A 23,800-nucleotide genomic window follows, 5' to 3' on the forward strand; every position below is an offset into this window, starting at 1 on the left:
GGACGCGAAATCCATTAGCCGCATGGCCTCTGACCTGCGAAAACGTCTCGGAAGAAGATCGTCCGCCCGGATCCGCGACGGGTCTGGAGCCCGCCGGGTTACCCACCGGGGGCCGTTCGAAACCCCCAAACCCGCGAGCCCGGCGGTACGGACCCCGCGTCCGACCCCTGAACGCACCGAAGCCCCGGTCCGTGAGGACCGGGGCTTCGTGAGTGCGGAGGCGGAGGGATTTGAACCCTCGATGGGGTGTAAGCCCCAAACCGCATTAGCAGTGCGGCGCCATAGACCGGACTAGGCGACGCCTCCAGCACACCCTCGCGTACGAAGGTGCGTGCAGATGATGACACAGCCGCAGGGCCGGTCACCAATCCGCTCCCACGGTACAAGGCGCCGGGCCCGCAGGGCAAAGCCTTAAGGCACGGAACGTCGGAGCGGGCGCGTCGTTGGTGAGACGTACGACGTACGGACGACCTGGAGTGCCCCATGCTGCGTCTCGCCGCCTTCGCCGTCACCTCCGCCCTGGCCGCCGCGGCCGTCGGCCCACTGCCACCGCTGCCCCTCGGACGGCTGCTGGCGTCCCCCGACCGCCTCACCGTCGCCGTGTCCGACACCGGCAACCGCCGGATCGACGGCGAATACCGGCTGGAATGCCGCCCGGTCGGCGGCGACCACCCCGAGGCCAAGGAGGCCTGCGCCCGCCTGGAGCAGCTCTCCAGGGAGGGCAAGGACCCCTTCGCCGCCGAACCCGGGCGCGGGCTGTGCACCTTCCAGGACGGCGGGCCGGCCAAGGCCCGCATCACGGGAACCTGGCACGGGCGGAAGGTCGACAGCACGTTCCACCGGAAGAACGGATGCGACATCGCCCGTTGGAACGACCTGGAACCTGTGCTTCCGAGTGCGCGTTCCTGACCTGGGAGGATGCGGCGGATGCGTGGTTTCCCCCGCACATCCGCCACCTCGCCGCGGGACGGTGCCCTTAGACTCCTCCCGTGACATGCCGGTAGTCGTGGTCAGGGAGGAAGCTCGTCGTGAGCAGCAGGCCATCCCGAGGCGCTGCTCGCCTCGCAGCAATACTCGACGCGCTTCCGGACGCGCTGTTGCTCGTCAACGCCAACGGCACGGTCGTCAACGCGAATTCGATCGCCCTTGAGGTCATGGAGAGCCCCGGCACGGGTCTCGTCGGCCGCGGGGTGCTCGACCTCCTGCCGGAGTTCGACTCCAAGCTGATCCCCGGTTCGATGCGCCGTCCCGGTGACGACGAGGACGGCCGCGCCCGGCCCAAGCGGATGACCGCGCGCCGCACCGACGGCAGCGAGTTCCCCGTCGAGGTCACCAGTGCCCACCTCGACGGCCGTGACGCCTACCGCGAGCCCCAGCCCGCCTACACCGGCGACGAACTGCTGATGCTCGTCGTACGGGACCTCTCCGAGACCGTGGACACCGAGGCCGAGCTGGCCCGCTCCCAGCGCCAGACCGAGATGATCCTGCGCGCCGCCGCCGAAGGCGTCGTGGGCACGGACACCGACGGCCGGGTCGTCCTGGTCAACCCCGCCGCCGCGCAGATCCTCGGGTACCGCGCCACCGACCTCGGTAACCGCGAGCTCCACGGGCTGATCCAGCACTCGCGCGCCGACGGCTCCCCCTTCCCCTTCGACGAGTCCCCGCTCGCCGACACCCTGCGCAGCGGGCGCAAGCACCGGGTCCGCGGCCAGGTGCTGTGGAACAAGGCCGGCCAGCCCGTCGCCGTCGACCTGACCACCTCGCCCGTACGGGACGGGGAGCTGCTCGTCGGCGCCGTCATGACCTTCACCGACCGGCGCCCCTACGACGCCCTCGCCGCGCGCCACGCCCAGCTGATCGCCGTCCTCGGCGAGTCGCTGCGCGGCCCGCTGGAGGAGCTGCGCGGGGAACTGGCCACCCTGGCCGCCGACGACGCGGGACAGCTGTGGCCCGAGGCCAACCAGCTGCTGCACCATCTGGCCGCCGGCTACTCGCGGATGACCACCCTGGTGGACAACGTGCTCGGCTACCAGCGGCTGGACGCGGGCGGCGACAAGCTCAAGAAGAAGAACGTCCTGATCAACACGGTCGTCGCGGCCGGTATCGACGGGGCCGTCGAGCTGATCGGCCCCGGGCGGGTGCAGTTCGCCGTCCACGCGCCGACCATCGAGGCCGAGGTGGACGCGCAGCGGATCTCCACCGCCCTCGCGCACCTGGTCGCGGACGTCGCGGGCGTGGACGCCACCGGCAAGACCCCCCAGGGCAGCGGCTACATGGACTCCACGATCGTGGTGGCCGCCGCGCAGCGCGGTGACGTCGTACGGATCGAGGTGCGCGGCCCCTACGAGGGCGGCGACCCCGTGCACGAACCGATCGTGCGGGGCATCGTCGCCGCGCACGGCGGGGTCCTGCAGACGGTGGAGGTGCCGGGCGCGCCCGGCGGGGCCTTCGTGCTGGAGCTGCCGCTGGGTTCGGGAGCCGGGACGGTGACCCTGCCCGAGCCCGAGCCCGAACCGGAACCGGAGCCGGACGCGGCCGACGGCCGCGGGGAGGCCTCCGGAGAGGGCGGACCCGGCCGGACCGGTGCTCCCACCGGCCCCGGCGCTCCTGCCGGGCGGCGGGCCCGGCGCGGGGTGGACGCCTTCCTGGAGGACGACGGGGACCGGGAGAAGCCCTCCGGAGCCCGTGAGGCCGGGGGCGCGCTGGCGCTGCCGTCCGGGCGGCGCCGCGCCGACGGCAGCCCCGCCGACGGCCCCTCCGGCCCCGCGGAACTCGCGCAGTCCCCGGTGAACCCGGCCGGGCTGGGCACCGGGCGCCGACGGGGCCGCGACGGCGACGGCAGCGAGGCCCCGGGCGGGCTCGAACTGCCGGGCGCGGGGCGTCCCGTACCGCCCCAGGGCACCGCCATGCCGGCGCTGCCGCCCGTGCCGGCGGTGCCCCCGGTTCCGGTGACCGAACATCCCGCCGGACGCCGCCGGGCGCTGGGTACCGCCGCCGCGTCGGCGCGGCCCGGCACCGGTCCGGTGCCGGCCTCCGGGCTCGGGGCCCCCGTCGCGCAGCGGCCGGTCGCTCCCGAGGGCGGCTTCGCGCTGCCCGCGGGTCCGGCTCCGGCCGGCCCTGCCGTCCCTCCCGCTTCCTCTTCCGCTTCCGCTTCCGCTACTCCCTCCGCTTCCGCCCCCGCGGCGGCGTCCCCCGGCTCCGGTGAGACCGACGGGGACTCCGACGGCCCGGGCGGGCGTCGGGGCCGGCGGGTGCTCGGCGCGCCCGGCGGCAGCGAGCCCCAGACCCCCGCCGCCACCACGGACGAGGGGGAGGCCGTACCTCCGACCGGGCGGCGGCGTGCGCTGCCCGCTCCCGCCGCGTGGCCCGTTCCGGCGGCCCGGACCGCCCCCGAGGACACCGACGGCGCCGGCCAGGCCGCGGCCGTTCCCGCCGCCCGGCAGGCCGCTGACGCCCCGGCGGGCGCGGGGCAGCCGATCAGCGTGCGCGCGCTCGGCACCCTGGGCCAGGGCATCTCCGTGGACCCCTCCGCCGCGGGCCCCGGTGGGTCCGGGTCCGGCCGTCGCCGCCGGCTCTCCGAACCGGCCCCCCAGGGACGCACCTTCGCCATAGGGGCCCCCGAGGCGGGCTCCGCCGAGGGTCCCGAGCCGCTGGACGGCCCCGGTGGCGCCGTCGAGGTGGTCAACCGTCCCGTTCCGGTTCCCGTGGACGACGAGCTGCCGCCCGAGCCGCTGGACAACCCGCGCCGGCTGCTGGTGTGGCCCGCGCCGGACGCCCAGACGCAGCAGGCGCTCAGCGACCGCGGCTACCGCCCGGTGATCGTGCACTCCCGCGAGGAAGTGGACGCGCAGATCGCGGCGTTCCCCGCCGCACTGTTCGTCGACCCGCTGACCGGGCCGATCACCCGGACCGCCCTGCAGTCCCTGCGCCAGGCCGCGGTGGCCGCCGAGGTGCCCGTACTCGTGACGGCCGGGCTGGGACACGCCACGCGGGAGGCCGCGTACGGCGCCGATCCGGCCGTGCTGCTGAAGGCCCTCGCGCCCCGCGACAGCGAGCAGCACCCGTCCCGGGTACTGCTCATCGAGGAGCACGAGGAGATCGCGACCGCGCTGACCGCCGCGCTGGAGCGGCGGGGCCTCCAGGTTGCGCGGGCCGGCGCGGACAACGACGCCGTGGAGCTGGCGACCCGGATGCGGCCCAACCTGGTGGTCATGGACCTGATGCAGGTGCGGCGGCGGCGGGCCGGGATCGTGGACTGGCTGCGCGCCAACGGGCTGCTGAACCGCACCCCGCTGGTCGTCTACACGGCCACCGGGATCGAGCCGGCCCAACTGCCGCGGCTGGCCTCCGGCGAGAGCGTGCTGTTCCTCGCCGAGCGGGCCACGACGGCCGACGTACAGGGCCGCATCGTGGACCTGCTGGCCAAGATCGGGACCAACTAGTCATCCTGGCCCGATGGCCATCACCAGCACGTCCGAGCAGACCGTACCCGCCGACAACGGAGAGGTGAACCTGCTCATCGCGCGGCAGGTGGAGCCCGGGCACGAGGAGGCCTTCGAGGCCTGGGCCCACGGGATCCTGGAGACCGCCGCCGGATTCCCGGACCACCTCGGGTACGGACTCTTCCGGCCGGCGGCGGAGGGCGGGCCCTGGTTCCTGGTGCACCGCTTCCGCAACCAGGCGGCGTTCCAACGCTGGCAGGACTCCCCGGAGCGGGCGCAGTGGTTCTCGAACTGCCTCGGCCACCACCACACCGAGATAGCCCGGCGCGAGCTGCAGGGGATGGAGACCTGGTTCGCCAAGCCGGGTACGACCCGGCCCGCGCCGCCGCGCTGGAAGATGGTGATCAGCTCGGGGCTGGCCATCTTCCCGATCTCGCTCGCGGGCAACGCGGTGCTCGGGCCGTACCTGGTGGACGTGAACTTCGTGCTGCGGACCGCCGCCTTCGCGGTGGTCTTCAGCACCCTGATGACCTACGTGGCCATGCCCGCGGTCAGCAGGCTGCTGCGGCCCTGGCTCACGCGCGGCTGATCAGGCCAGGGTGGTCACGTCGAGGTCGCCGTCGGCGTACTGCTTGCGGATCACCTTCTTGTCGAACTTGCCGACGCTCGTCTTCGGTACCGCCTCCACGACCGTCCAGCGCTCCGGCAGCTGCCACTTGGCGATCGACTCGGAGAGGAAGGCGCGCAGTCCCGCGTAGTCCACCGTGGCGCCCTCCTTGAGGACCACCGTGGCCAGCGGGCGCTCGCCCCACTTCTCGTCCGGGACCGCGACGACGGCGGCCTCGGCCACCTCGGGATGCGCCATCAGCGCGTTCTCCAGTTCCACGCTGGAGATCCACTCGCCGCCGGACTTGATGACGTCCTTGGCCCGGTCGGTCAGGGTGAGGTAGCCGTCGGGGCTGATCACGCCGACGTCCCCGGTCTTGAGCCAGCCGTCGGCGCTGAACTTGTCCTCCGGGCGCAGGGGTTCCCCGGCCGCGCCCCCGTAGTAGGCGCCCGCGATCCAGTTGCCGCGCACCTCCAGCTCGCCCGCGGCCTCCCCGTCCCAGGGCAGGCGGTCGCCGCCGGGTCCGATGAGGCGGGCTTCGACGCCCGCCGGGAAGCGGCCCTGGGTGACCCGGTACGGCCACTCCTCCTCGGCGCTCAGCCCGGCCGGCGGGTGCGCCATGGTGCCGAGCGGGGAGGTCTCCGTCATGCCCCAGGCGTGGCAGAGCCGGACGCCGAGCTTGTCGTAGGCCTCCATCAGGGAGGGCGGACAGGCCGCGCCGCCGATGGTGACCTGCTTCATCGAGGTCAGGTCGCGCGGGCGGGCGGTGACCTCGGCGAGCAGGCCCTGCCAGATGGTCGGGACGGCCGCGGCGTGCGTGGGCTTCTCGCGCTCGATCATCTCGGCGAGCGGGGCGGGCTGCAGGAACCGGTCCGGCATCAGCATGTTGATGCCGGTCATGAAGGTGGCGTGCGGCAGGCCCCAGGCGTTCACGTGGAACTGGGGAACCACGACGAGGCTGGTGTCCCGGTCGGTAAGGCCCATCGACTCGGCCATGTTCACCTGCATGGAGTGCAGGTAGATGGACCGGTGGGAGTAGAGGACGCCCTTGGGCTCCCCGGTGGTGCCGGATGTGTAGCACATGGCCGCGGCCTGGCGCTCGTCCAGCTCGGGCCAGTCGTAGTGGTCGGAGCGGCCCTCCAGGAGCTCCTCGTACTCGTGGACCCGTACGTCCAGTCCGTCGAGGACGGAGCGGTCGCCGATGCCCGTGACCACCACGTGCTCGACGGTCGGCAGGTGCGGCAGCAGGGGGGCAAGCAGCGGCAGCAGGGTGCCGTTGACCAGCACGACGCGGTCGGCGGCGTGGTTGACGATGAAGACCAGCTGCTCGGGCGGGAGCCGCAGGTTGAGCGTGTGCAGGACGGCGCCCATGGACGGGATCGCGAAGTACGCCTCCACGTGCTCCGCGTTGTTCCACATGAGGGTCGCGACCCGGTCGTCCTGCCGGACGCCGAGTTCGTCGCGGAGTGCGCCCGCGAGCCGGGTGGCGCGGGTACCGATCTCGGCGAAGCTGCGGCGGTGCGGCTCGGCCTCCCCGGTCCAGGTCGTGACCTGGGACTTCCCGTGGATCGTCATCCCGTGCTGCAGTATGCGGGTGACGAGGAGTGGTACGTCCTGCATGGTGCTCAGCAAAGCGTCCTCCCGGTGAGCGCTGCGGCGCTGCGGCGGCTGTCGGATGCTGCCGATTCTGTGCACATACCGGTCGGCATGTCACTACCCGGGAGTACAACAGCGGGGCGGATCACTGTCCGGAGCTGCGGGCGGGTCCGTGTTTCACGTGAAACGACACCGGTGTCCGGCGTCGGTGTTTCACGTGAAACATCGCGGGGCCGGGCGGGTCGGGGTCAGCGGACCGGGGTCAGTTCCGGGTCCTCGCGGAGCTTGACGAGCGCGCGGGAGACGGCGCTCTTGACCGTTCCGACCGAGACCCCGAGGAGCTCCGCGGTCTGGGCCTCGCTCAGGTCCTCGTAGTAGCGCAGGACGACCATGGCCCGCTGCCGGTCGGGCAGCCGCGTCACCGCGCGCCACATCGCGTCGCGCAGCGCCTGGGCCTCGGCGGGGTCGGCGGCCGGCGACTCCTCGACCTCCGGGATCTCGTCGCAGACGAACTCGTCGACCTTGCGCTTGCGCCACTGCGAGGTCCGGGTGTTGACCAGGGCCCGCCGGACGTAGCCGTCCAGAGCCCGGTGGTCCTCGATCCGGTCCCAGGCGACGTAGGTCTTGGCGAGGGCCGTCTGGAGCAGGTCCTCGGCATCGCAGGGATTGGCGGTGAGGGACCGCGCCGTGCGCATCAGGACCGTGCCCCGCGTCCGGACGTACGCCGAGAACGACGGGTACGGCGTCGGGTTCGAGGCGAGTGTGCACACAGGCGTGGTCATGACTCCACGCTAGGAGCGGACGGCGCCCGTGGGATCGGCCGCAGGTGCCGAAGGCGGGTCCATCTCAGGTTGTAGGGCCGGGCCGCGACCCACCTCCTGTAGGTGGAGGAGGCGGGCGCGGACCGGGACCGCGGTCAGACGTCGGCGCCCAGGATCAGCCCGGAGGTGGGCACCCCGGTTCCGGCCGTGACGAGCACGTGCCCGGCGCCGGTGACCTGGTTGACGGAGGTGCCGCGCAGCTGGCGGACGGCCTCGGCGATGCCGTTCATGCCGTGCAGGTACGCCTCCCCGAGCTGGCCGCCGTGGGTGTTGAGCGGGAGCGCGTCGGCGGCGACGAAGTCGGCGGCCTCGCCCGGTCCGCAGAAGCCGAACTCCTCCAGCTGCATGAGCACGAAGGGGGAGAAGTGGTCGTAGAGGACGGCCACGTCGATGTCCGCGGGGCCCAGGCCGCTGGTGCGCCACAGCTGGCGGGCGACCACGTCCATCTCCGGGAGCCCGGTGAGGTCGTCACGGTAGAAGGAGGTCATCGCCTCCTGGCGGCGGCCAGCCCCCTGCGCGGCCGCGGTGATCACGGCGGGTCGTTGGCGCAGGTCCCGGGCCCGCTCGGCGGTGGTGACGACGAGGGCCTGGCCTCCGTCCGTCTCCTGGCAGCAGTCCAGGAGCCGTAGGGGCTCCACGATCCAGCGGGAGGCGGCGTGGTCGGCGAGGGTGATGGGCTTGCCGTGGAAGTAGGCGGCGGGGTTGTTGGCCGCGTGCCGCCGCCCGGTGACCGCGACGTGGCCGAAGGCCTCGGGGGTCAGGTGGTACGCGTGCAGGTAGCGCTGGGCCGCCATGGCCACCCAGGAGGCCGGGGTGAGCAGGCCCCAGGGCAGGGCCCAGCCGAGGGCCGCGCCCTCCGCCGAGGGCTCGCGCTGCTGGACCCCGGAGCCGAAGCGGCGCCCGGAGCGCTCGTTGAAGGCGCGGTAGCAGACCACCACCTCGGCCACCCCCGTGGCGACGGCGAGGGCGGCCTGCTGGACGGTGGCGCAGGCGGCGCCACCGCCGTAGTGGATGCGGGAGAAGAAGGAGAGGTCCCCGATGCCGGCCGCCTGGGCCACCGTGATCTCGGGGCTGGTGTCCATCGTGAAGGTCACCATGCCGTCGACGTCGGCGGGGGTGAGGCCCGCGTCGTCGAGGGCGGCGTGGACCGCCTCTACCGCCAGCTTGAGCTCGCTGCGGCCGGAGTCCTTGGAGAACTCGGTCGCGCCGATGCCGGCGATGGCGGCCCGACCACCGAGGTCGTCCCGGGTACGGACGCTCATGCCCCGGCCCCCAGGGTGACGGTCACGGTGCCCGTGACGTGGTGGCCGATGCGGTTGGCGCCGACGACCCGGATCTCGGCCGTGTCCCCGTCGAGGGCGCTGACGGTACCGGTGAGGGTCATGGTGTCGCCGGGGTGGTTGGGGGCGCCCAGGCGGATGGCGACCTTGCGCAGGACGGCGTGCGGGCCGAGGTGGTCGGTGACGTAGCGGCCGACCAGGCCGTTGGTGGTCAGGATGTTCATGAAGATGTCCGGGGAGCCCTTCTCGCGGGCGAGTTCCGCGTCGTGGTGCACGTCCTGGTAGTCACGTGAGGCGATGGCGCCCGCGACGATCAGGGTGCGGGTGACCGGGATCTCCAGGGGCGGCAGTGCGTCGCCGACGTTCATGCGCTCTCCTCCTGCGTCACGGCGAGGGTGTCGCCCAGCTCTGCCAGCAGTGCGCTGCCGCACCCCAGGTAGGCGTCCAGCTGGCGCCCCCACAGGAAGTGCCGGTGGACGGGGTGGTCCAGATCGGCGCCCATGCCGCCGTGCAGGTGCTGGCCGGTGTGGACGACCCGCTTGCCCGCTTCCGAGGCCCACCAGGCCGCCGTGAGCGCGTGCTCGCGGGCCCCGAGCCCCTCGTCGATGCGCCAGGCCGCCTCGTACGCGGTGACCCTGATCGCCTCGGTGTCCATGTACGCGTCGGCGGCGCGGAGCATGACTCCCTGGTTCGTGGACAGCGGCCGGCCGAACTGCTCGCGGGTGGAGGTGTACTCGACCGCGCGGGCCAGCGAGCCGGCGCAGACACCCGCCTGGAGGCCGGCGAAGGCGGTGCGGGCGCCGGCGAGCACCCGGTCGTAGGCGTCCTCGCCGCCGAGCCGCTGCGCGACGGCGCCGGTCAGGGTCAGCCGGCCCGCCGACCAGGGGGCGGTCGTCTCCACCGGCGCCGTGGCCACGCCGGGCGCGTCCGTCCGTACGAACCACAGGGCCCGCTCCGCGTCGGGGACCAGTACGTGCGTGGCGTCGCGCAGCCAGGGGACAGCGGGCGCGGTGCCGGTGAGCCGGCCGTCGGGCGTGGCGGTGATCCGGCCGCGGTCCGGGAACGCGCCGGTGGCGACGGCCTCGCCGGAGCCGAGGGCGGGCAGCAGGGCGGCGCGCTGGGCGGGGCTGCCGTGGGCCGCGACCGGCAGGATGCCGTACGCGCAGGTCGCGGCGTACGGGACCTGCGCGGTGGTGCGGCCCTGTTCCTCCAGCAGCAGGACCAGGCCGAGGAGGCCGACCTCCTCGACGGCCGCGGTCAGTCCGGCGGTGGTGAGGGCCTTCCACAGCTCGGCGTCGCTGCCGGTGCCCGCCGCGGCGAGGCGTTCGTGGGTGGCCAGGTCGCGGAAGATGCGGGCCGCGAGTCCGGCCGCCGCGGTCTGTTCCTCTGTGGGGTGGAAGTCCACGTCAGCCCGCCTCTCCGCGGAAGACGGGGAGTTCGAGCGTGTCGTCGACGCGCAGGAACTCCAGCCGGACGGGCAGGCCGATGCGGACCTTGTCGTAGGGGACGCCGGTGATGTTGCCGATCACGCGCACGCCCTCGGCGAGCTCGACGAGGGCCACCGCGTACGGCGGGTCGAAGGCCGGGAAGGGCGGATGGTGCATGACGACGTAGCTGAAGACCGTGCCGGTGCCGACCGCCTCGACGGTGTCCCACGCGGGGGAGGCGCAGGCGTTGCAGCCGGGCAGCCAGGGGAAGCGCAGGGTGGCACAGGCGGTGCAGCGCTGGATCAGCAGCTTGTGCTCGCGCACGCCGTCCCAGAACCCCTGGTTGTCGCGGTTGATCACGGGACGGGGGCGCGGCGGCTTGGGCGGGGCCTGGGGGGGCGCGGCGGCCGGGGCGTACTTGAGGATGCGGAAGCGGTGCGTACCGGCGGGCTGGCCGTTGGCGTGGACGTCCATCCGGGTCGTCACGAAGTGCCCGGTGCCGAGTCTGGTCGTCTTGCGCGGGGAGACCGATTCGATGACGGCGTCGAAGGTCACCGTGTCCCCGGGCCGCAGCGGGCGCAGGTACTCCTGCTCGCAGTCGGTGGCGACGACGGAGGTGCAGCCGGCGGCGTCGAGGAGCGCGAGGAGCTCGTCGTAGGCGGAGGAGCGATCGGTGTGGCCGGAGAGCCCGCCCATGGTCCAGGCCTGGAGCATGGTGGGCGGGGCGATGGCGTCCGGGCCGGTGTAGGCCGGGTTGGTGTCTCCCATCGCCTCGCACCAGTGGCGGATCATCGGCTCGTTGACGGCGTCCTTGGCGCGGCCGGCGGTGGCGGCGGGGCGCCCTTCGAAGGTCTTGAGCAGGTGGTGGAACCGGCTGTCCCGCTCGGGGCTCCCGGTCGCCTCGTCCCCCGTCATCGCTTCCTTCCCTTCATCCCGAGCCGCATCATGGCGACGATCTCCCGCTGTACCTCGCTGACGCCTCCGCCGAAGGTGTTGATCTGGGCGGCCCGGTTCATCCGCTCCAGCTCGCCCCCGGCGAACGCGTCCGGGCCCCTGAGCAGGGCTTCCTCGCCCACCACCTCCTGGCAGATCCGGTACACCTCGACGGTGGACTCGGTGCCGAGGAACTTCACCCCGCTGGCGTCGCCGGGGGCCAGGCTGCCCGCGCCGACGTCCTGGACGAGGCGCCAGTTGAGGAGGCGTACGGCGGCCAGGCGGGCGTGGGCCTCGGCCAGCCGGGACCGTACCCAGGGCAGGTCGGCCGGGCGCTCGCCGGTGGCGGGGTCGGGGGTGCGGGCGTGGGCGAGCGCCCCCGCGTAGAAGTCCTCGGCCTGCATGCCGATGGCGGCGAGGGCGACGCGTTCGTGGTTGAGCTGGTTGGTGATCAGGCCCCAGCCGCCGTGTTCGGGGCCGACGAGGTGGCCCACGGGGACGCGGACGCCGTCGTAGTAGGTCGCCGTGGTGGTGAGGCCGCCGACCGTGTCGATGGGGGTCCAGGCGAAGCCGGGGCTGTCGGTGGGCACGAGGACGATGGAGATGCCCTTGTGCTTGGGCGCCTCGGGGGCGGTTCGGCAGGCCAGCCAGATCCAGTCCGCGTTCTGGGCGTTGGAGGTGAAGATCTTCTGCCCGTCGATCACCCAGTCCCCGCCGTCGCGGACGGCCCGGGTGCGCAGCGAGGCGAGGTCCGTGCCGGCCTCGGGCTCGGAGTAGCCGATGGCGAAGACGATCTCGCCCCGCAGGATCCGGGGGAGGAAGTAGTCCTTCTGCTCCGGGGTCCCGTACTTCATGAGGGTGGGGCCGACGGTGTTCAGGGTGACCATGGAGACGGGGGCGCCGGCCCGGTAGGCCTCGTCGAAGAAGACGAACTGTTCGTCGGGGCCGCGGCCCCGGCCCCCGTATTCGACGGGCCAGCCGAGGCCGAGCAGGCCGTCGGCGCCGATGCGGCGCAGGAGCGCGCGCTGGGCGTCCGGGTCCTCGGGCACCCCGTCCGACAGCAGGTTCCGGAAGTACTCCCGCAGTTCGGTGCGCAGCCTCAACTGGCCTTCGGACGGGGCGAGGTGCACGGCACTGGCCTCCCGGCATCGCATCGGACGAGTGGATCTGACTGTCCGTCAGATCCACCGCCGATGTCAAGGTCGGGAGGGGCCGGGACCGGCGCACGCGGAAGGCCGCCCGCACCACCGGACTCCAGCCGGTGAGGTCGTACGGGCGCCACAGAAGGCGAATCGTTCCGCCAAGTCGATCGGTCCCGGACATGCCGAAGAGGGCCGCGTCGTCCGGGAACCCCGCCGTCTCCCGGTCCTGCGGCCCTGCCGTACCAAGCTTCACGCCCCCGCACGCCCCCGGCGCCCGCCGGGGCCATTCCACCGTGCCCCACTCCCGGGGGCACTCCGCGGCGCGATCCACGGCCACGAAGACCGGGCTCCAGCGCCTGCGCACCTACGTCTCGTACGTTCCCTACCGTCTCGTACGTTTCCTACTCGTCCTACTCGTCCTACTTGCCCTACCTGCCCTGCCAGTCCTGCCAGTCCTGCCTGCCCTGCCTGCCCTGCCTGCCCTGCCTGCCCTGCCTGCCCTGCCTGCCCTGCCGGGCCACCACGGTCCCGCCACTACGCCGCGAGCGCCATCCGCCCCTGCTCCACGCCACCACCGCGCACACTCACCACATCCGCGCCCACACCCACACCCACGTCCGTACCACTCGCTCCCGCACCGCGCACCGCGTCGGCCGCGAGCGCTGCCGCGGTGGTGGAACGCCGGACGGAAGGGTTCTTGCCGTGCGCCTCGGCGCGGATCCGCTGCTTGATGGTCGGCGGGAGCGAACCGCCCCGCATCATCGCCCGCCACGTCCGTCGCGCAACCGGAACCGGCCGGCGCACGGCGGGGGCCATCGGAGTGGTGACGGTGGCGGCGGCCTCGACCGGAGCCGCCTTCCCGCCGAAACCGAGGGCGGTCAGGACCGCCACGAGTGCTGCGAGGAGGGTGGTCCAGATCGACGTGATGCTGCTGCGGTGGGTCATGACGAGCGCCTCGTTCCTCGATGTTCCGACGGGCGGATCTGCATACATTCGTCATGATGTGGCCGCAACCGCACCGCCCCCACCACGCGCGCCGTTCTTCCGACAAACACCACTCGTATGAACCAAAGCCGCGTTCCGGCCGCTGAAAGGATCATGCGAACAACCAGAGGGCGGGCCCGTAGGGGCCCGCCCTCTGACCTGGGGATCAACCGCCAGGGGAATCGGAAGGACGAAGGAACCGCGGGGGCGCCCCCGCGCTACGGCTGCGGCGGCTGACCCTCACCACCGGGGCGCCCCAGCTGGTCCTTGATCTTGTCCTGGGCCATGTCGACCTGGCCGGCGTACTTGCCCTGGGTCTTCCCGTCGGCGTAGTCACCGGCCTTGTCGACGGCCTGGCCGGTCTCTTTCTCGTGGCCCTTCAGCATCTGCTTGAGCTTGTCCATCATGGACATGGATGCTCCTTCCGCTGTGTTCCGTCCCTTCCAGGATCGCGGCCCACCCCGCACACCGCATCCGCGCGGCACCGCGCCCGACGACGTGCCCGGGAACGACGAACGGCCCCTGACCGGGTTTCCCGGTCAGGGGCCGTTCTTCTGCGGTGGGTGTGGGATTTGAACCCACGGTGACTCGCGCCACGACGGTTTTCAAGACCGTTCCCTTAGGCCGCTCGGGCAACCCACCTGGCCGGTACAGAGTACCGGGATGTGGGGGTGGGTGGGGTGGGTGTTTCCGGGGCGGCGGGGGTGGTCGGGATCAGGAGGTCTGGGCCTTGTCGTAGGCCGCTTTGGCCTCGTTGCCGAAGTAGGGGCCGAACATCCGGTTCGGCAGGAAGTTGTAGCCGAAGCTGTTCACCGAGACCTGCGTGCCCAGGCCGGTGGCCTCGTCGAAGTCCTGGAGCCAGGGGCCGCCGCTGGAGCCGCCCGTCATGTTGCAGCCCAGGCTGTGGTCCTTGGTGAGCAGGAAGTCCTTGCCCGTGGTGCCGCTGCAGTAGACGAGCCTGGTGCCGTCGTAGGGCGCGGCCGCCGGGAAGCCGAAGGAGTACATCTTCTTGGTGTAGCCGCCGTTGAAGAGGATGCCCTGGGCCCCGACGACCTCGCTGAGCTTCCGGCCGTTCAACGGGGCCACCACCGCCAGGCCGACGTCCATGTTCATGTCCTCGCTCGCCGCCCACTGGTCGGTCGCGAGGGTCTTGGTCGCCGGCCACTGGCCGTAGGGCGCGTTCCCGTTGTCGTAGGCGGGGACGAAGACCCAGTTGGTGTGCCAGGCGCCCTGGTACTTCACGCAGTGGCCGGCCGTGATGACGGTGCTGCCGTTGGCGCTCGTGATCGAGTCGCCCGAGCAGGATGCCGTCCGGTCGCCCATGGTGAAGAAGACCCGGCCCGACGTCCTCACGATCGCCCCGCCGCCGGTCCAGGCCCCGCCGGCCTGCGGGAACGAGGTGGGGGAGGCCGCCGTGGGGGCCACCCGGAGGGAGGGGCCGGCCGCGGGCCGGCTCGTACGGGCGGCGCCGGGGGCGGCCGTCACGTCCAGCGGGGTGGCCTGCCGCATCCGTTCCGGCGTCCAGAAGCCGGCCGTCTGCGAGGGCCGGAACGAGGCGGGCGGCTCCGCGGCGACCGAGGGGGAGGCCGCCGTCAGGGCCCCCGCGAACAGGGCGCCCGCGGCGAGGAGGACGGACAGCGCCGTGCGATGACGATTCACGCAGGACTCCTTCTGCCGTGCCCGGACCCGTGTGACCCGGGCAGGGTGGGGTGAAGAGCTGTCGGTGCGGATCGGCTGTGCGGCCGTACGGGTGAACTGCCGTACGGATGAGCGGCCGTACGGGTGAGCGGGTGAGCACGCGTGCGGGGGCACCGTCGCACGCGCGCTCCGAAATGTCAGCGGGCAGCCCGGACGTTCGGTCGGTTCCGGCCAGGAAATGGCCAACTCCCGCTGGAACAGGGGGTCATACGGTGAGCAGGACTCCGACGTACGAGACCCCGGCCACCATCACCCACGCCCCCAGCCCCAGCAGGGCCGCGCGCCCCCCGGTCCGGGCCAGGGTGGGGAGGTCGACCGCGCTGCCCAGCCCGAACAGGGCCGCCGCCAGCAGCAGTCCCTGTGCCGTGTGCGCCCACTCCAGGGCCACGTCGGGCAGCACACCCGTGGCGCGCAACGCGGACGCCGCCAGGAACCCCGCCACGAACAGGGGCACCGGAGCGGGCCTGCGCCCCGAGGAGGTACGCGCCCCGCGCCGCCGGGCGCGCATCGAGAAGGCCACGGCCGCCACCAGGGGAGCCAGGAGCGCCACCCGCATCAGCTTGACCAGCACCGCCTCGCCCAGCGCCCCGGGCCCGGCGGTCTGGGCCGTCGCCACGACCTGTCCGACGTCATGGACGCTGGCCCCCACCCATCGCCCGAAGCCGAGGTCGGAGAGCCCCAACGGGCCGTGGAGGAGAGGAAGTACGGCGATGGCGAGCGTCCCGCAGAGGGTCACCAGCGCCACCGAAGTGGCCACGTCCTCCTCGTCGCTGCCGGATACCTCGCTCACCGCGCCGATGGCCGAGGCGCCGCAGATCGAGTAGCCGGTGGCGATCAACAGCGGCTGGTCTCCGGGGAGTCCGAGGCGTCGGCCCAGCCAGACGGTGCCGAAGAAGGTGGCCGCGACGACTCCGCTCACCATCGCCACCGTCGCCCAGCCCAGCCGGACCACCTGGTCCAGCCCCAGGGCGAGGCCCAGCAGGACGATGCCGATGCGCATCAGGCGCCGGCCGGCCAGCGACAGACCCGGGCGGGCCGGGCCGCGCACCACGCCCCGTAGACCGGGAAGGTGGGCCGCTGCGATGCCGAGCACCACCGAAGCGGTCAGCATCGGTACCGCCGGGACCACCTCGTGCACGCACCACGCCACCAGGGTGCCGGCGGCGGCCAGGCCCAGTCCGGGCCAGGAGGTGGATGTTTCACGTGAAACACGGGGCAGTCGCGGCCGCACCGGTCGGTGGACAGTGCGGTTCAGGAGGGCCATCAGCCGGTCGGTTCCGGGTAGACGCGGCGGACGCTGCTGCCCAGACGGCCCACGTCGGCTCCGTAGACGTGCAGGGATATCGCCGTCGTACGACAGGAGTTGCGCACCTTGTGGATGTCACCGGGCGGGGCGAACCCGCAGACGTCCCCCTGGCCGTTGACCACCTCCTCGGTCGCCACGAGCCGCGCCGCACCACCGGGTGCCGTGGCGGGGGCCAGTCGGTAGCGGACCTCGCTCTCGGCGCCCTCGTGCACCCCGGCCACGCACCAGGAGACGTGGTCGTGGATGGAGGTCTCCTGGCCGGGCAGCCACACCAGGGCCACCACGGAGAAGCTCCCGTCGGGCTCGGTGTGCAGGATGTGCTGCCGGTACCGGTCGGGGTGCCCTTCGCGCTGTTCGGGAGTGAGCAGCTCGGGCTCCCCCAGGTGCGGCGCGAGGCGCTCGCCGACGAGGTAGGCGGTCAGGTCGGGGGCCAGCCCCCGGTCCACGACCTGGCGGATCTCACTGACGAGGGCGGCCATCCTCGCGGTCGTACGGGCCGGCGTGGTGGTGGTCATGGGAGCAGCGTCCGTCGCCGCATCCATCACGTCCAACGACAGTTCTTCCCTGAAATCCCAAGCTGAGCTTATGGATCGAGGGTGGGTGGAGCCGGAGGCTCAGCAGCCGATCCGGTTCGCGGCAACGCGCTTGAGCTCGTCCAGCACCACGGCGGTCGCCGGGATCCGCAGGTGGTCGCGGTAGACGTAGGCGGCGATGTGGCGGCGGGCCGCGGGCTCCAGCACCCGCCCGCAGACACGGCTGAGGGAGAGCGACGGCAGCACCAGCGCGGGCATCATCGCGACCCCCAGCCCCTGCGCGACGAGGCTCTGGACCACCAGGTTGTCGTCGGTGGCGAACCTGATGTCGGGGACGAAGCCCAGCTCGGCGCATTCGTGCAGCAGGTTGGCGCGACATCGGGGGCAGCCCGCGATCCAGCGTTCCTCGGCCAGGTCGGCCAGGTGCACGGCGCGGCGCCGGGCGAGCGGGTGGCCGGTCGGGAGCAGCACGGTCAGCTGGTCCTCCAGGAGCCTGACCTCGGCCACCTCCTCCGGGATCTCCTCGTGCAGCCCGGGATAGGTGAAGGCGAGGGTGATGTCGCACTCGCCGCGCTGGAGGCGGCGCAGGGACTCCGGGGGCTCGCCCTCCAGCAGCTCGACCTGGACGCCCGGGTGGTCCTTCGCCAGCCCGCTGAGGGCCTCGGGAACGAGGGTGACGTTGGCGCTGGGGAATCCGCAGACCCGGACCCGCCCGGTGCGCAGCCGGGTGTACGCCTTCAGCTGGGCCTCGGCCGCCGAGAGGGAGCCGAGGATGGACTCGGCGTGCCGGGCCAGGGACTCACCGGCCTCGGTGAGTTTCATCTTCCGGCCCACCCGGGTGAACAGCGGTGTGCCGACGGCGCGTTCGAGCGCCTTCATCTGCTGGGTGATCGCGGGCTGGGTGTAGCCCAGGACGCGAGCGGCCGCCGAGTACGAGCCCGCGGCGACCACTTCATGGAATGTCCGTATGTGCCGTGAATCGAACACGAGCGAAGCATAAGCAGATATTGGGAGGGGCCGTAGACGGAATCCCGCCCACGGCCCCTCCCATCAAGCCAGTGTCCAGCGGCTACTTGTCGCCGACCCGCGAGCCGAGGGTGATGTCGACCGTGTTGGGCTTGCCGTCCCGCAGGTAGGTCAGCTTCACGGTGTCACCCGGCTTGTACGTCCAGATGAGGCTGATCAGCGTCGGACCGCTGTCGACCTGCCGGCCGCCGAACTCGGTGATGACGTCGCCGGGCTTGAGGCCCGCCTTGCCGGCCGGGCCGTTGGGGTCGACCAGCTCGTTGGCGGCCGCGCCCTGCTCGGAGATCTTGGCGCCGTCGGTCTTGGCCTGGAGGTCGACGGAGACCGAGATCACCGGGTAGACCGGCTTGCCGGTCTTGATCAGGGAGTCGGCGACGTTCTTGGCCTGGTTGATCGGGATGGCGAAGCCGAGGCCGATCGAGCCGGCCTGTCCGCCGCCGAAGCCGCCGTTGCCCGCGGACTGGATCGCGGAGTTGATGCCGATGACCGCGCCGCGGCCGTCGAGGAGCGGACCGCCCGAGTTTCCGGGGTTGATGGAGGCGTCCGTCTGGAGGGCGCTCATGTAGGAGTTCTTGCCGCCGGAGCCGTCGCCGGAGGCCACCGGACGGTTCTTCGCGCTGACGATGCCGGTGGTGACCGTGTTGGACAGGCCGAACGGGGCGCCGATCGCGATGGTCGAGTCGCCGACCGCGACCTTGTCGGAGTCACCGAGGGCCAGCGGCTTGAGGCCCGCGGGAGGGTTCTTCAGCTTGAGCACGGCGACGTCGTAGCCCTGGGCGCGGCCGATCACCTCGGCGTCGTACTTCTTGCCGTTGGAGAAGGTCGCCGAGAGCTTGCCACCGTTGGCGGCGGAGGCCACCACGTGGTTGTTGGTGAGGATGTGGCCCTGCTCGTCGTAGACGAAGCCGGTGCCGGTGCCGCCCTCGCCGTCCCCGGCCGAGGCCTCGATGGTGACGACGCTGGGCAGCGCGGACGCGGCGAGGCCGGCGACGGAGCCGGGCTCGCGCTTGACGTCCTTGGGGGTGGCGGCGGTGATGGTGGTCGAGCCCGAGGCCTCGTCGCCGCGCTGGGCCGCCCAATAGCCGACGCCACCGCCGATGCCGCCCGCGAGGAGGGCCGCCGCCAGGACGGCGGCGACCAGGCCGCCCTTGCCCTTCGGCTTGGGCTGCGGCGCGCCGTCGGTGTGGAGCGGGGTGCCCCAGCCGCCTCCGTGGCCGCCCTGGCCGCCGTACGCGGGCACCGCGGGCGGCGGCGGGGGCCAGCCCTCGGCGCCGTACGCCGTCGGGGCGCCGGCCGGGGGCTCGGGCTGGGGCAGCGGCTGGGTGTGCCCGTAGACCGGGGGCTGGTCCTGCGGCTGGGCGTACGCAGGGGGGCCGGCCGGGGTGGGCGGCAGCTGCTGGGTCTGCTCGGCGCCGGGCACGGGCTGCGCGACGGACGGGGCCGGGTCGGGGGTGGAGGCGGCCACGGGCACGGGGGGTGCGGACGGGGCCGCGGGGGGTGTCGGGGCCGCGGTGCCCTCGTTCTCGGTGCTCACAGCGCTCTCTCCTCAGTCACACACGGCCTACACGGCTACTGTAAAACGGGCGATTCCGGGCTCTTCGCCGATCCGGCATCGGTCCGACTGAACGTTCGACGTGCCGCACAAGTTCCAGGACGAAGCCTTTCCCATGCCCCGTCAGAGCACTGTAAGCCGGACCTGTGCGTCTCCCCCCATCCTTTATCTCCGACATATCAGGCGCATCCTCAGGACTCACCCCGACGCAGGACGGCCCCTCGGTGGCACCATGACCGGGTGACCCACGCAATGCCGCGCCCCATCCAGGTCGTCGCCCACCGCGGCGCCTCGGAGGACGCCCCCGAGCACACCCTGGCCGCCTACCGCAAGGCCATCGAGGACGGCGCCGACGGCCTCGAATGCGACGTCCGGCTGACCGCCGACGGCCACCTGGTCCTGGTCCACGACCGCCGGGTGAACCGCACCTCGAACGGCCGCGGCGCCGTCTCCGCCCTGGAGCTGGCCGAACTCGCCGCCCTCGACTTCGGCTCCTGGAAGGACCGCGAGGAGTCCCCCGACTGGGACGCCGACCCCGAGCGCACCTCCGTGCTCACCCTGGAGCGGCTGCTGGAGCTGGTGTCCGACGCCGGGCGCCCCGTCCAGCTGGCGATCGAGACGAAGCACCCCACCCGCTGGGCCGGACAGGTGGAAGAACGCCTGCTCTTCCTCCTCAAGCGCTTCGGACTCGACGCCCCGCCCGCCGAGGGACCCCACCCCGTCCGGGTCATGAGCTTCTCCGCCCGGTCCTTGCACCGGGTACGGGCGGCCGCCCCCACCATCCCGACCGTGTACCTGATGCAGTTCATCTCGCCCCGGATGCGCGACGGGCGACTGCCGGCCGGCGTGCGGATCGCCGGGCCCGGCATGCGGATCGTGCGCAACCATCCGGGCTACGTCCGCAAGCTCCAGGCCTCCGGGCACTCCGTCCACGTATGGACCGTGAACGAACCCGAAGATGTTCAGCTATGCGCTGATCTGGGTGTAGAGGCGATCATCACGAACAGGCCACGCCAGGTTCTGTCACAGCTGGGACGCTGACGTCCCGTTTTGCGCACGCGTCACACACACCCCGTCCGTGACAGGGTGTGCCCCGGCGCATCCGCTCCGCGTTCACTGGTCATGAATGCGTCAGAGGTCCTCGTCAGGGCGGTTTCCGGTCCAGGCCAGTGGGGCATCCAGACCATGGCGTGGGGCTAAGGAGGTTCCGGGGGTGACGTTGGTGATGGCACAGGAAGTGCCCACGTCGTGCATGGACATTCGCCATGGGCCGGCGGGAGTGGGCGAGGCGAGACACCGCATGCGCGAACAGCTGCGCATCAGCGGCCTGTCCGAATCGGTCGTGGACGATGCCGTGCTGATCCTTTCCGAGCTGCTCAGCAACGCCTGCCGGCACGGCCGGCCGCTGGGCGCACGGGAGGTCGGCGACGGGGAGATACGCGCCGCCTGGCGCGTCGACAAGGCGGGGCGGCTGACGGTCGAGGTCACGGACGGTGGCGGTCCCACGCGCCCCGTCCCGGCCACGCCTTCGGTCACCGCGCGCGGCGGCCGGGGGCTGAACATCATCAGCGCCCTGGCCCAGGACTGGGGCGTCCGGGACGGAGCGGCGGGTGAGGTCACCGTGTGGGTGATCGTCGCCCACGGGCCCCGGCACGACGATTTCGCTACGCGCGTCACCGCCCCGGCGATCGACTTCGTATCGGCCTTCGACGACCTGGATCCCTGAAGCGGATCCCCGAAGCGGACCCCCGGACCGGAACCCGACCGCGGCACGGGTCATGCGTACGGGCGGCCGTCCGGGAGCGCACGCCGACCGCGCTCCCGGCCGCACCCCACCGGTTCCGGCGGTACGAACGGCTAGGCTCGCGCCAGAGACACCGCCGTACCGCCGCAACCGGGAGACACCCACGATGGCCAAGAAGCGCCCCGCCGCGAAGACCGCGAAGCCGCAGATCCAGAACGGGGAAATCCCGGTGGTGGGCGCCCGCGAGCCCTGCCCCTGCGGATCCGGGCGCCGCTACAAGGCCTGCCACGGCGCAGCCGCCTCGCACGCGGTGACCGAGCACGTCCGGCGCCCCTTCGAGGGACTGCCGGGCGAGTGCGACTGGGTGGCGTTGCGCGAGCTGGTGCCCGCGGCCACCATCCCCCTGACCCTCAAGGGCGGCCTGCCCGAGGGCGTCCCGTCCGTCACGCTGGTGACCGTACTGCCCATGGCCTGGCCGGCCCTGCGCCGCGAGGACGGCTCCGTCCTGATCGGCCTGCAGAACGACTCGTCGTCCGGGGACCTGGCCCGCGACATGGCCGACACCCTGGAGCGCGCGCTCGTCGCGGAGCCGGGCACCCCGGTTCCGGCCCGGCGGGTTCCCGCCGAGGGCAGCCGACTCCAGGACCTCCTGGACCTCGACGGCGTTTTCGAGCCGGTTGTGCACAGCGGCTTCGAATTCTGGATTCCGGAGTCGGAGAACGCCCAGAACGCCTCCCCGGAGATCGCCGCCTCGCTGGAGCGGGCCAACGCCGCCGCCATCCCCACCGTCAAGCTGGCCTCCGTGGACGCGGCCTACTGGTGCGAGACCCCGGACAAGAACCACCTGCGCTGGGTCATGCCGCACCCCGAGGAGAAGCTGCTCGACGCCCTCGCGCGGCTGCACGCCGCCGGTACCTCCTCGCTCGGCGAGGGCACGAAGCTCGTCGGCTCCTTCCGCGCGCACGGCCTGATGGTCCCCGTCTGGGACCTGCCCACGGGGGTCACCTCCGAGGACGTGGAGAAGCCCGCCGCGGAGTTCGCCGAGCGGCTGGCCGGGGCCCTCGCCACGGATGCCCCGCTGACCACGGAGGAGCGCCGGGCGCGCGGCGGTCTCACCAACCGCCAGGTGACGCTCAGCTGACGTCCGCACAGCCCGCGAGGCCGGTGACCGGAGTCACAACTCCCGCTAATCGCCTGCAAATCGATGTCTGAATATCAGAGATCGAATTTGCGAACAGGCGATCTCTTGTTACCGTTCTTGTAGCCCGGTCGCTGGTGCATCCCCCGTCGCCAGCGACCGGGCGCTTCCTTTTCAGGTGGTGCTCAACCCTCTCGCGGTGCCGGTGAGTTGCTCCCGGACCGCAGCAGCAGTCGCCCTTCATCATCCGGAACTGCAAACTCCGCAACAGCCGAGTAGCCGTCGGGCGCACCCACCGATTCACCCCGGGGCGTCTCGCACAACCCCGGCTCGTCCCCCGGACCGACGGCGCAGCGGATCTGCACCGTGCGGCCGGCCGGCCCCATGACGGTCAGTACGGCGTCCAGGGCCCGCCCGCTCGTGTTGCGGTAGTAACTGCGGCCCCAGGTCTGCCCGTCACCCTCCAGCACGCAGGTCTGCGCCTCCAGACCCTGCGGAGCGGTGAGCTCGGGTCCGCAGTGGGAGTCCGTGCGGGGCTGTTCGGCCGGCCCGGGGCTCGCGGCGCGGTCCGCGGCGCGCGCGGCCGCGTCCGGCGCACGGGAAGGGCCGGACAGGCCGAGCGAGGAGAGCAGCCCTCCGCCCTTCCCGTCACCCTGACCGGCGAAATCCGGCCCGGCGATCGCTCCGGCCAGGGGGAGCGACAGGATGGTCAGCACGCCGGCACCGATGGCGATCAGACGGAGATTCATTCGCCGAAGATAGCGACGCGGGAATGGGGCCCGGAGATCCCCGCGCCCAATTCCCTTGGAAACCCGTCGCGCCGACACCCGTACGAGTGACTCAGTAGGCGAGCCGACTGCCCCCGCCGGGAGCCCCGCTGCTCGCCTCGACGAGCGCGTCCACGACCGCCTCGACCTCCGGCAGCCACAGGCCGTCGCGTCCCGCCGCGGGCTCCCGCTCCCAGCGGACCTGACCGCCGCCGGAGGCCGCCGAGGGCGGCAGCAGCAGGTACCCGCCCTCGCCGTGGAAGCGCAACGAGGACGGGACGTGGTCCTTGGCGTAGAGGAGTTCGCCGAGCCGCTCCAGCGAGTACGGCGCCACCAGCAGGGACCAGCGGGTGGGCGTGGCGACGATCGGGCCGAGCCGCATGCCCAGCGCGTCCAGCCGTACGACGGCACGCGCGGCCGCCCCGGCCGGCAGGCTCACCGCGCACGGCGCGGTCCCGCCGGTGGCCAGCAGCACCGGGGCGGCGGGCCGCCGGGCCCACCACCAGGCCACCATCCGGGCGTCGGCCGTCGCCGCGAGCAGCCCGGGATCGAAGGGATGGGCTCCGGGCACCACGCAGTCGGGGTCGGGGCAGGCACAGCGGGCGCTGTCCGCACCGGCCCGGCCGACGCCGGGCAGTACGGGCCACTGCCAGAGGGTGGCGCAGGTCAGGGCGCCGTCGAGGAGGGACGGAACCGCCGGGTCCGCGGCTGCCGCGGTGGAGCGGGAGGCGGCGCGCGGGAATTTGAAGCGATCGCGGAGCCGCTGGAGACGCCTTCCGAGGATCTCGCGCATGAGCGCTCGTT

22 protein-coding genes and 2 tRNA genes are annotated in these 23,800 nt (G+C 72.7%); 6 read left to right on the plus strand and 18 right to left on the minus strand.

Going from position 1 to position 23,800, the window contains the following annotated elements:
* Positions 1–215 precede the first annotated feature (215 nt).
* Positions 216–306 (minus strand) — tRNA-Ser (locus tag ACZ5D2_RS00310).
* 177 nt (positions 307–483) lie between these two features.
* Between ACZ5D2_RS00310 and ACZ5D2_RS00315 the strand changes: the two genes are divergently transcribed.
* The 3 genes from ACZ5D2_RS00315 (at position 484) to ACZ5D2_RS00325 (ending at position 5,031) form a co-directional block, all read left to right on the plus strand.
* Positions 484–909, plus strand: a complete 426-nt coding sequence (locus tag ACZ5D2_RS00315) for an SSI family serine proteinase inhibitor (protein ID WP_371677557.1) — start codon at positions 484–486, stop codon at positions 907–909.
* Between the two features lie 119 nt (positions 910–1,028).
* The gene (locus tag ACZ5D2_RS00320) at positions 1,029–4,442 is read left to right on the plus strand and encodes a response regulator (protein ID WP_468926120.1); all 3,414 of its coding nucleotides are present in this window, start codon (positions 1,029–1,031) and stop codon (positions 4,440–4,442) included.
* A gap of 13 nt (positions 4,443–4,455) precedes the next feature.
* Positions 4,456–5,031 carry an antibiotic biosynthesis monooxygenase gene (locus ACZ5D2_RS00325; protein WP_371677559.1) on the plus strand — a complete coding sequence of 192 codons (576 nt, stop codon included), beginning with the start codon at positions 4,456–4,458 and terminating at the stop codon, positions 5,029–5,031.
* Here the strand turns inward: ACZ5D2_RS00325 and ACZ5D2_RS00330 are convergent, their stop codons facing one another.
* From ACZ5D2_RS00330 to ACZ5D2_RS00400, 15 genes are all read right to left on the minus strand, one after another.
* A complete protein-coding gene (locus ACZ5D2_RS00330; protein ID WP_468926124.1) occupies positions 5,032–6,681 on the minus strand; it encodes a long-chain fatty acid--CoA ligase in 1,650 nt (549 codons plus the stop codon).
* Between the two features lie 212 nt (positions 6,682–6,893).
* Complete coding sequence (locus ACZ5D2_RS00335) at positions 6,894–7,427, minus strand: SigE family RNA polymerase sigma factor (RefSeq protein ID WP_371677561.1); 534 nt, start codon at positions 7,425–7,427, stop codon at positions 6,894–6,896.
* 134 nt (positions 7,428–7,561) lie between these two features.
* Entirely contained in the window at positions 7,562–8,728 is a 1,167-nt protein-coding gene (locus ACZ5D2_RS00340) for a lipid-transfer protein (protein ID WP_371677562.1), read from the minus strand.
* On the minus strand, positions 8,725–9,114 hold the full coding sequence (locus tag ACZ5D2_RS00345; RefSeq protein WP_285538693.1) for a MaoC family dehydratase: 390 nt from the start codon (positions 9,112–9,114) through the stop codon (positions 8,725–8,727). Before ACZ5D2_RS00345 ends, ACZ5D2_RS00340 begins: the two co-directional genes overlap by 4 nt.
* Positions 9,111–10,151 (minus strand): acyl-CoA dehydrogenase family protein, encoded by a 1,041-nt coding sequence (locus ACZ5D2_RS00350; protein WP_371677563.1) that lies wholly within the window; start codon positions 10,149–10,151, stop codon positions 9,111–9,113. The genes ACZ5D2_RS00345 and ACZ5D2_RS00350 overlap by 4 nt, the downstream gene beginning before the upstream one ends.
* A gap of 1 nt (position 10,152) precedes the next feature.
* Positions 10,153–11,088: a bifunctional MaoC family dehydratase N-terminal/OB-fold nucleic acid binding domain-containing protein gene (locus ACZ5D2_RS00355; protein ID WP_371677564.1), complete on the minus strand. Its 936-nt coding sequence runs from the start codon at positions 11,086–11,088 to the stop codon at positions 10,153–10,155.
* Positions 11,085–12,236 (minus strand): acyl-CoA dehydrogenase family protein, encoded by a 1,152-nt coding sequence (locus ACZ5D2_RS00360; protein ID WP_468926677.1) that lies wholly within the window; start codon positions 12,234–12,236, stop codon positions 11,085–11,087. The genes ACZ5D2_RS00355 and ACZ5D2_RS00360 overlap by 4 nt, the downstream gene beginning before the upstream one ends.
* A 546-nt stretch (positions 12,237–12,782) precedes the next feature.
* Positions 12,783–13,193: a DUF6344 domain-containing protein gene (locus tag ACZ5D2_RS00365; RefSeq protein ID WP_371677566.1), complete on the minus strand. Its 411-nt coding sequence runs from the start codon at positions 13,191–13,193 to the stop codon at positions 12,783–12,785.
* 257 nt (positions 13,194–13,450) lie between these two features.
* The gene (locus ACZ5D2_RS00370; protein ID WP_468926129.1) at positions 13,451–13,645 is read right to left on the minus strand and encodes an antitoxin; all 195 of its coding nucleotides are present in this window, start codon (positions 13,643–13,645) and stop codon (positions 13,451–13,453) included.
* Between the two features lie 144 nt (positions 13,646–13,789).
* Positions 13,790–13,874: transfer RNA gene (locus ACZ5D2_RS00375), tRNA-Ser, on the minus strand.
* A gap of 72 nt (positions 13,875–13,946) precedes the next feature.
* A complete protein-coding gene (locus tag ACZ5D2_RS00380) occupies positions 13,947–14,891 on the minus strand; it encodes a trypsin-like serine peptidase (RefSeq protein WP_371677571.1) in 945 nt (314 codons plus the stop codon).
* 244 nt (positions 14,892–15,135) lie between these two features.
* The gene (locus tag ACZ5D2_RS00385) at positions 15,136–16,194 is read right to left on the minus strand and encodes a YeiH family protein (protein WP_371677572.1); all 1,059 of its coding nucleotides are present in this window, start codon (positions 16,192–16,194) and stop codon (positions 15,136–15,138) included.
* The gene (locus tag ACZ5D2_RS00390) at positions 16,194–16,751 is read right to left on the minus strand and encodes a cysteine dioxygenase family protein (protein ID WP_468926134.1); all 558 of its coding nucleotides are present in this window, start codon (positions 16,749–16,751) and stop codon (positions 16,194–16,196) included. Before ACZ5D2_RS00390 ends, ACZ5D2_RS00385 begins: the two co-directional genes overlap by 1 nt.
* Before the next feature lie 99 nt (positions 16,752–16,850).
* Positions 16,851–17,756 (minus strand): LysR family transcriptional regulator, encoded by a 906-nt coding sequence (locus ACZ5D2_RS00395; RefSeq protein ID WP_356212117.1) that lies wholly within the window; start codon positions 17,754–17,756, stop codon positions 16,851–16,853.
* An 82-nt stretch (positions 17,757–17,838) separates the two neighbouring features.
* Positions 17,839–19,329: a S1C family serine protease gene (locus ACZ5D2_RS00400; protein ID WP_468926138.1), complete on the minus strand. Its 1,491-nt coding sequence runs from the start codon at positions 19,327–19,329 to the stop codon at positions 17,839–17,841.
* Between the two features lie 270 nt (positions 19,330–19,599).
* Between ACZ5D2_RS00400 and ACZ5D2_RS00405 the strand changes: the two genes are divergently transcribed.
* The 3 genes from ACZ5D2_RS00405 to ACZ5D2_RS00415 all read left to right on the plus strand — a co-directional run bounded on the left by ACZ5D2_RS00405 (position 19,600) and on the right by ACZ5D2_RS00415 (position 22,232).
* On the plus strand, positions 19,600–20,388 hold the full coding sequence (locus ACZ5D2_RS00405) for a glycerophosphodiester phosphodiesterase (protein ID WP_371681211.1): 789 nt from the start codon (positions 19,600–19,602) through the stop codon (positions 20,386–20,388).
* 85 nt (positions 20,389–20,473) lie between these two features.
* Positions 20,474–21,073, plus strand: a complete 600-nt coding sequence (locus ACZ5D2_RS00410; RefSeq protein WP_371677575.1) for an ATP-binding protein — start codon at positions 20,474–20,476, stop codon at positions 21,071–21,073.
* 184 nt (positions 21,074–21,257) lie between these two features.
* Positions 21,258–22,232: a DUF5926 family protein gene (locus tag ACZ5D2_RS00415; protein WP_371677576.1), complete on the plus strand. Its 975-nt coding sequence runs from the start codon at positions 21,258–21,260 to the stop codon at positions 22,230–22,232.
* Positions 22,233–22,414: 182 nt separating this feature from the next.
* Here ACZ5D2_RS00415 and ACZ5D2_RS00420 read toward each other — a convergent pair whose 3' ends face one another.
* Together ACZ5D2_RS00420 and ACZ5D2_RS00425 are read right to left on the minus strand one after the other, a co-directional pair.
* Entirely contained in the window at positions 22,415–22,978 is a 564-nt protein-coding gene (locus tag ACZ5D2_RS00420; RefSeq protein WP_266840433.1) for a hypothetical protein, read from the minus strand.
* A 91-nt stretch (positions 22,979–23,069) separates the two neighbouring features.
* On the minus strand, positions 23,070–23,789 hold the full coding sequence (locus ACZ5D2_RS00425) for a bifunctional DNA primase/polymerase (protein ID WP_371677577.1): 720 nt from the start codon (positions 23,787–23,789) through the stop codon (positions 23,070–23,072).
* Between the last annotated feature and the right edge of the window lie 11 nt (positions 23,790–23,800).

The organism is Streptomyces sp. NPDC031479 (assembly GCF_055581065.1).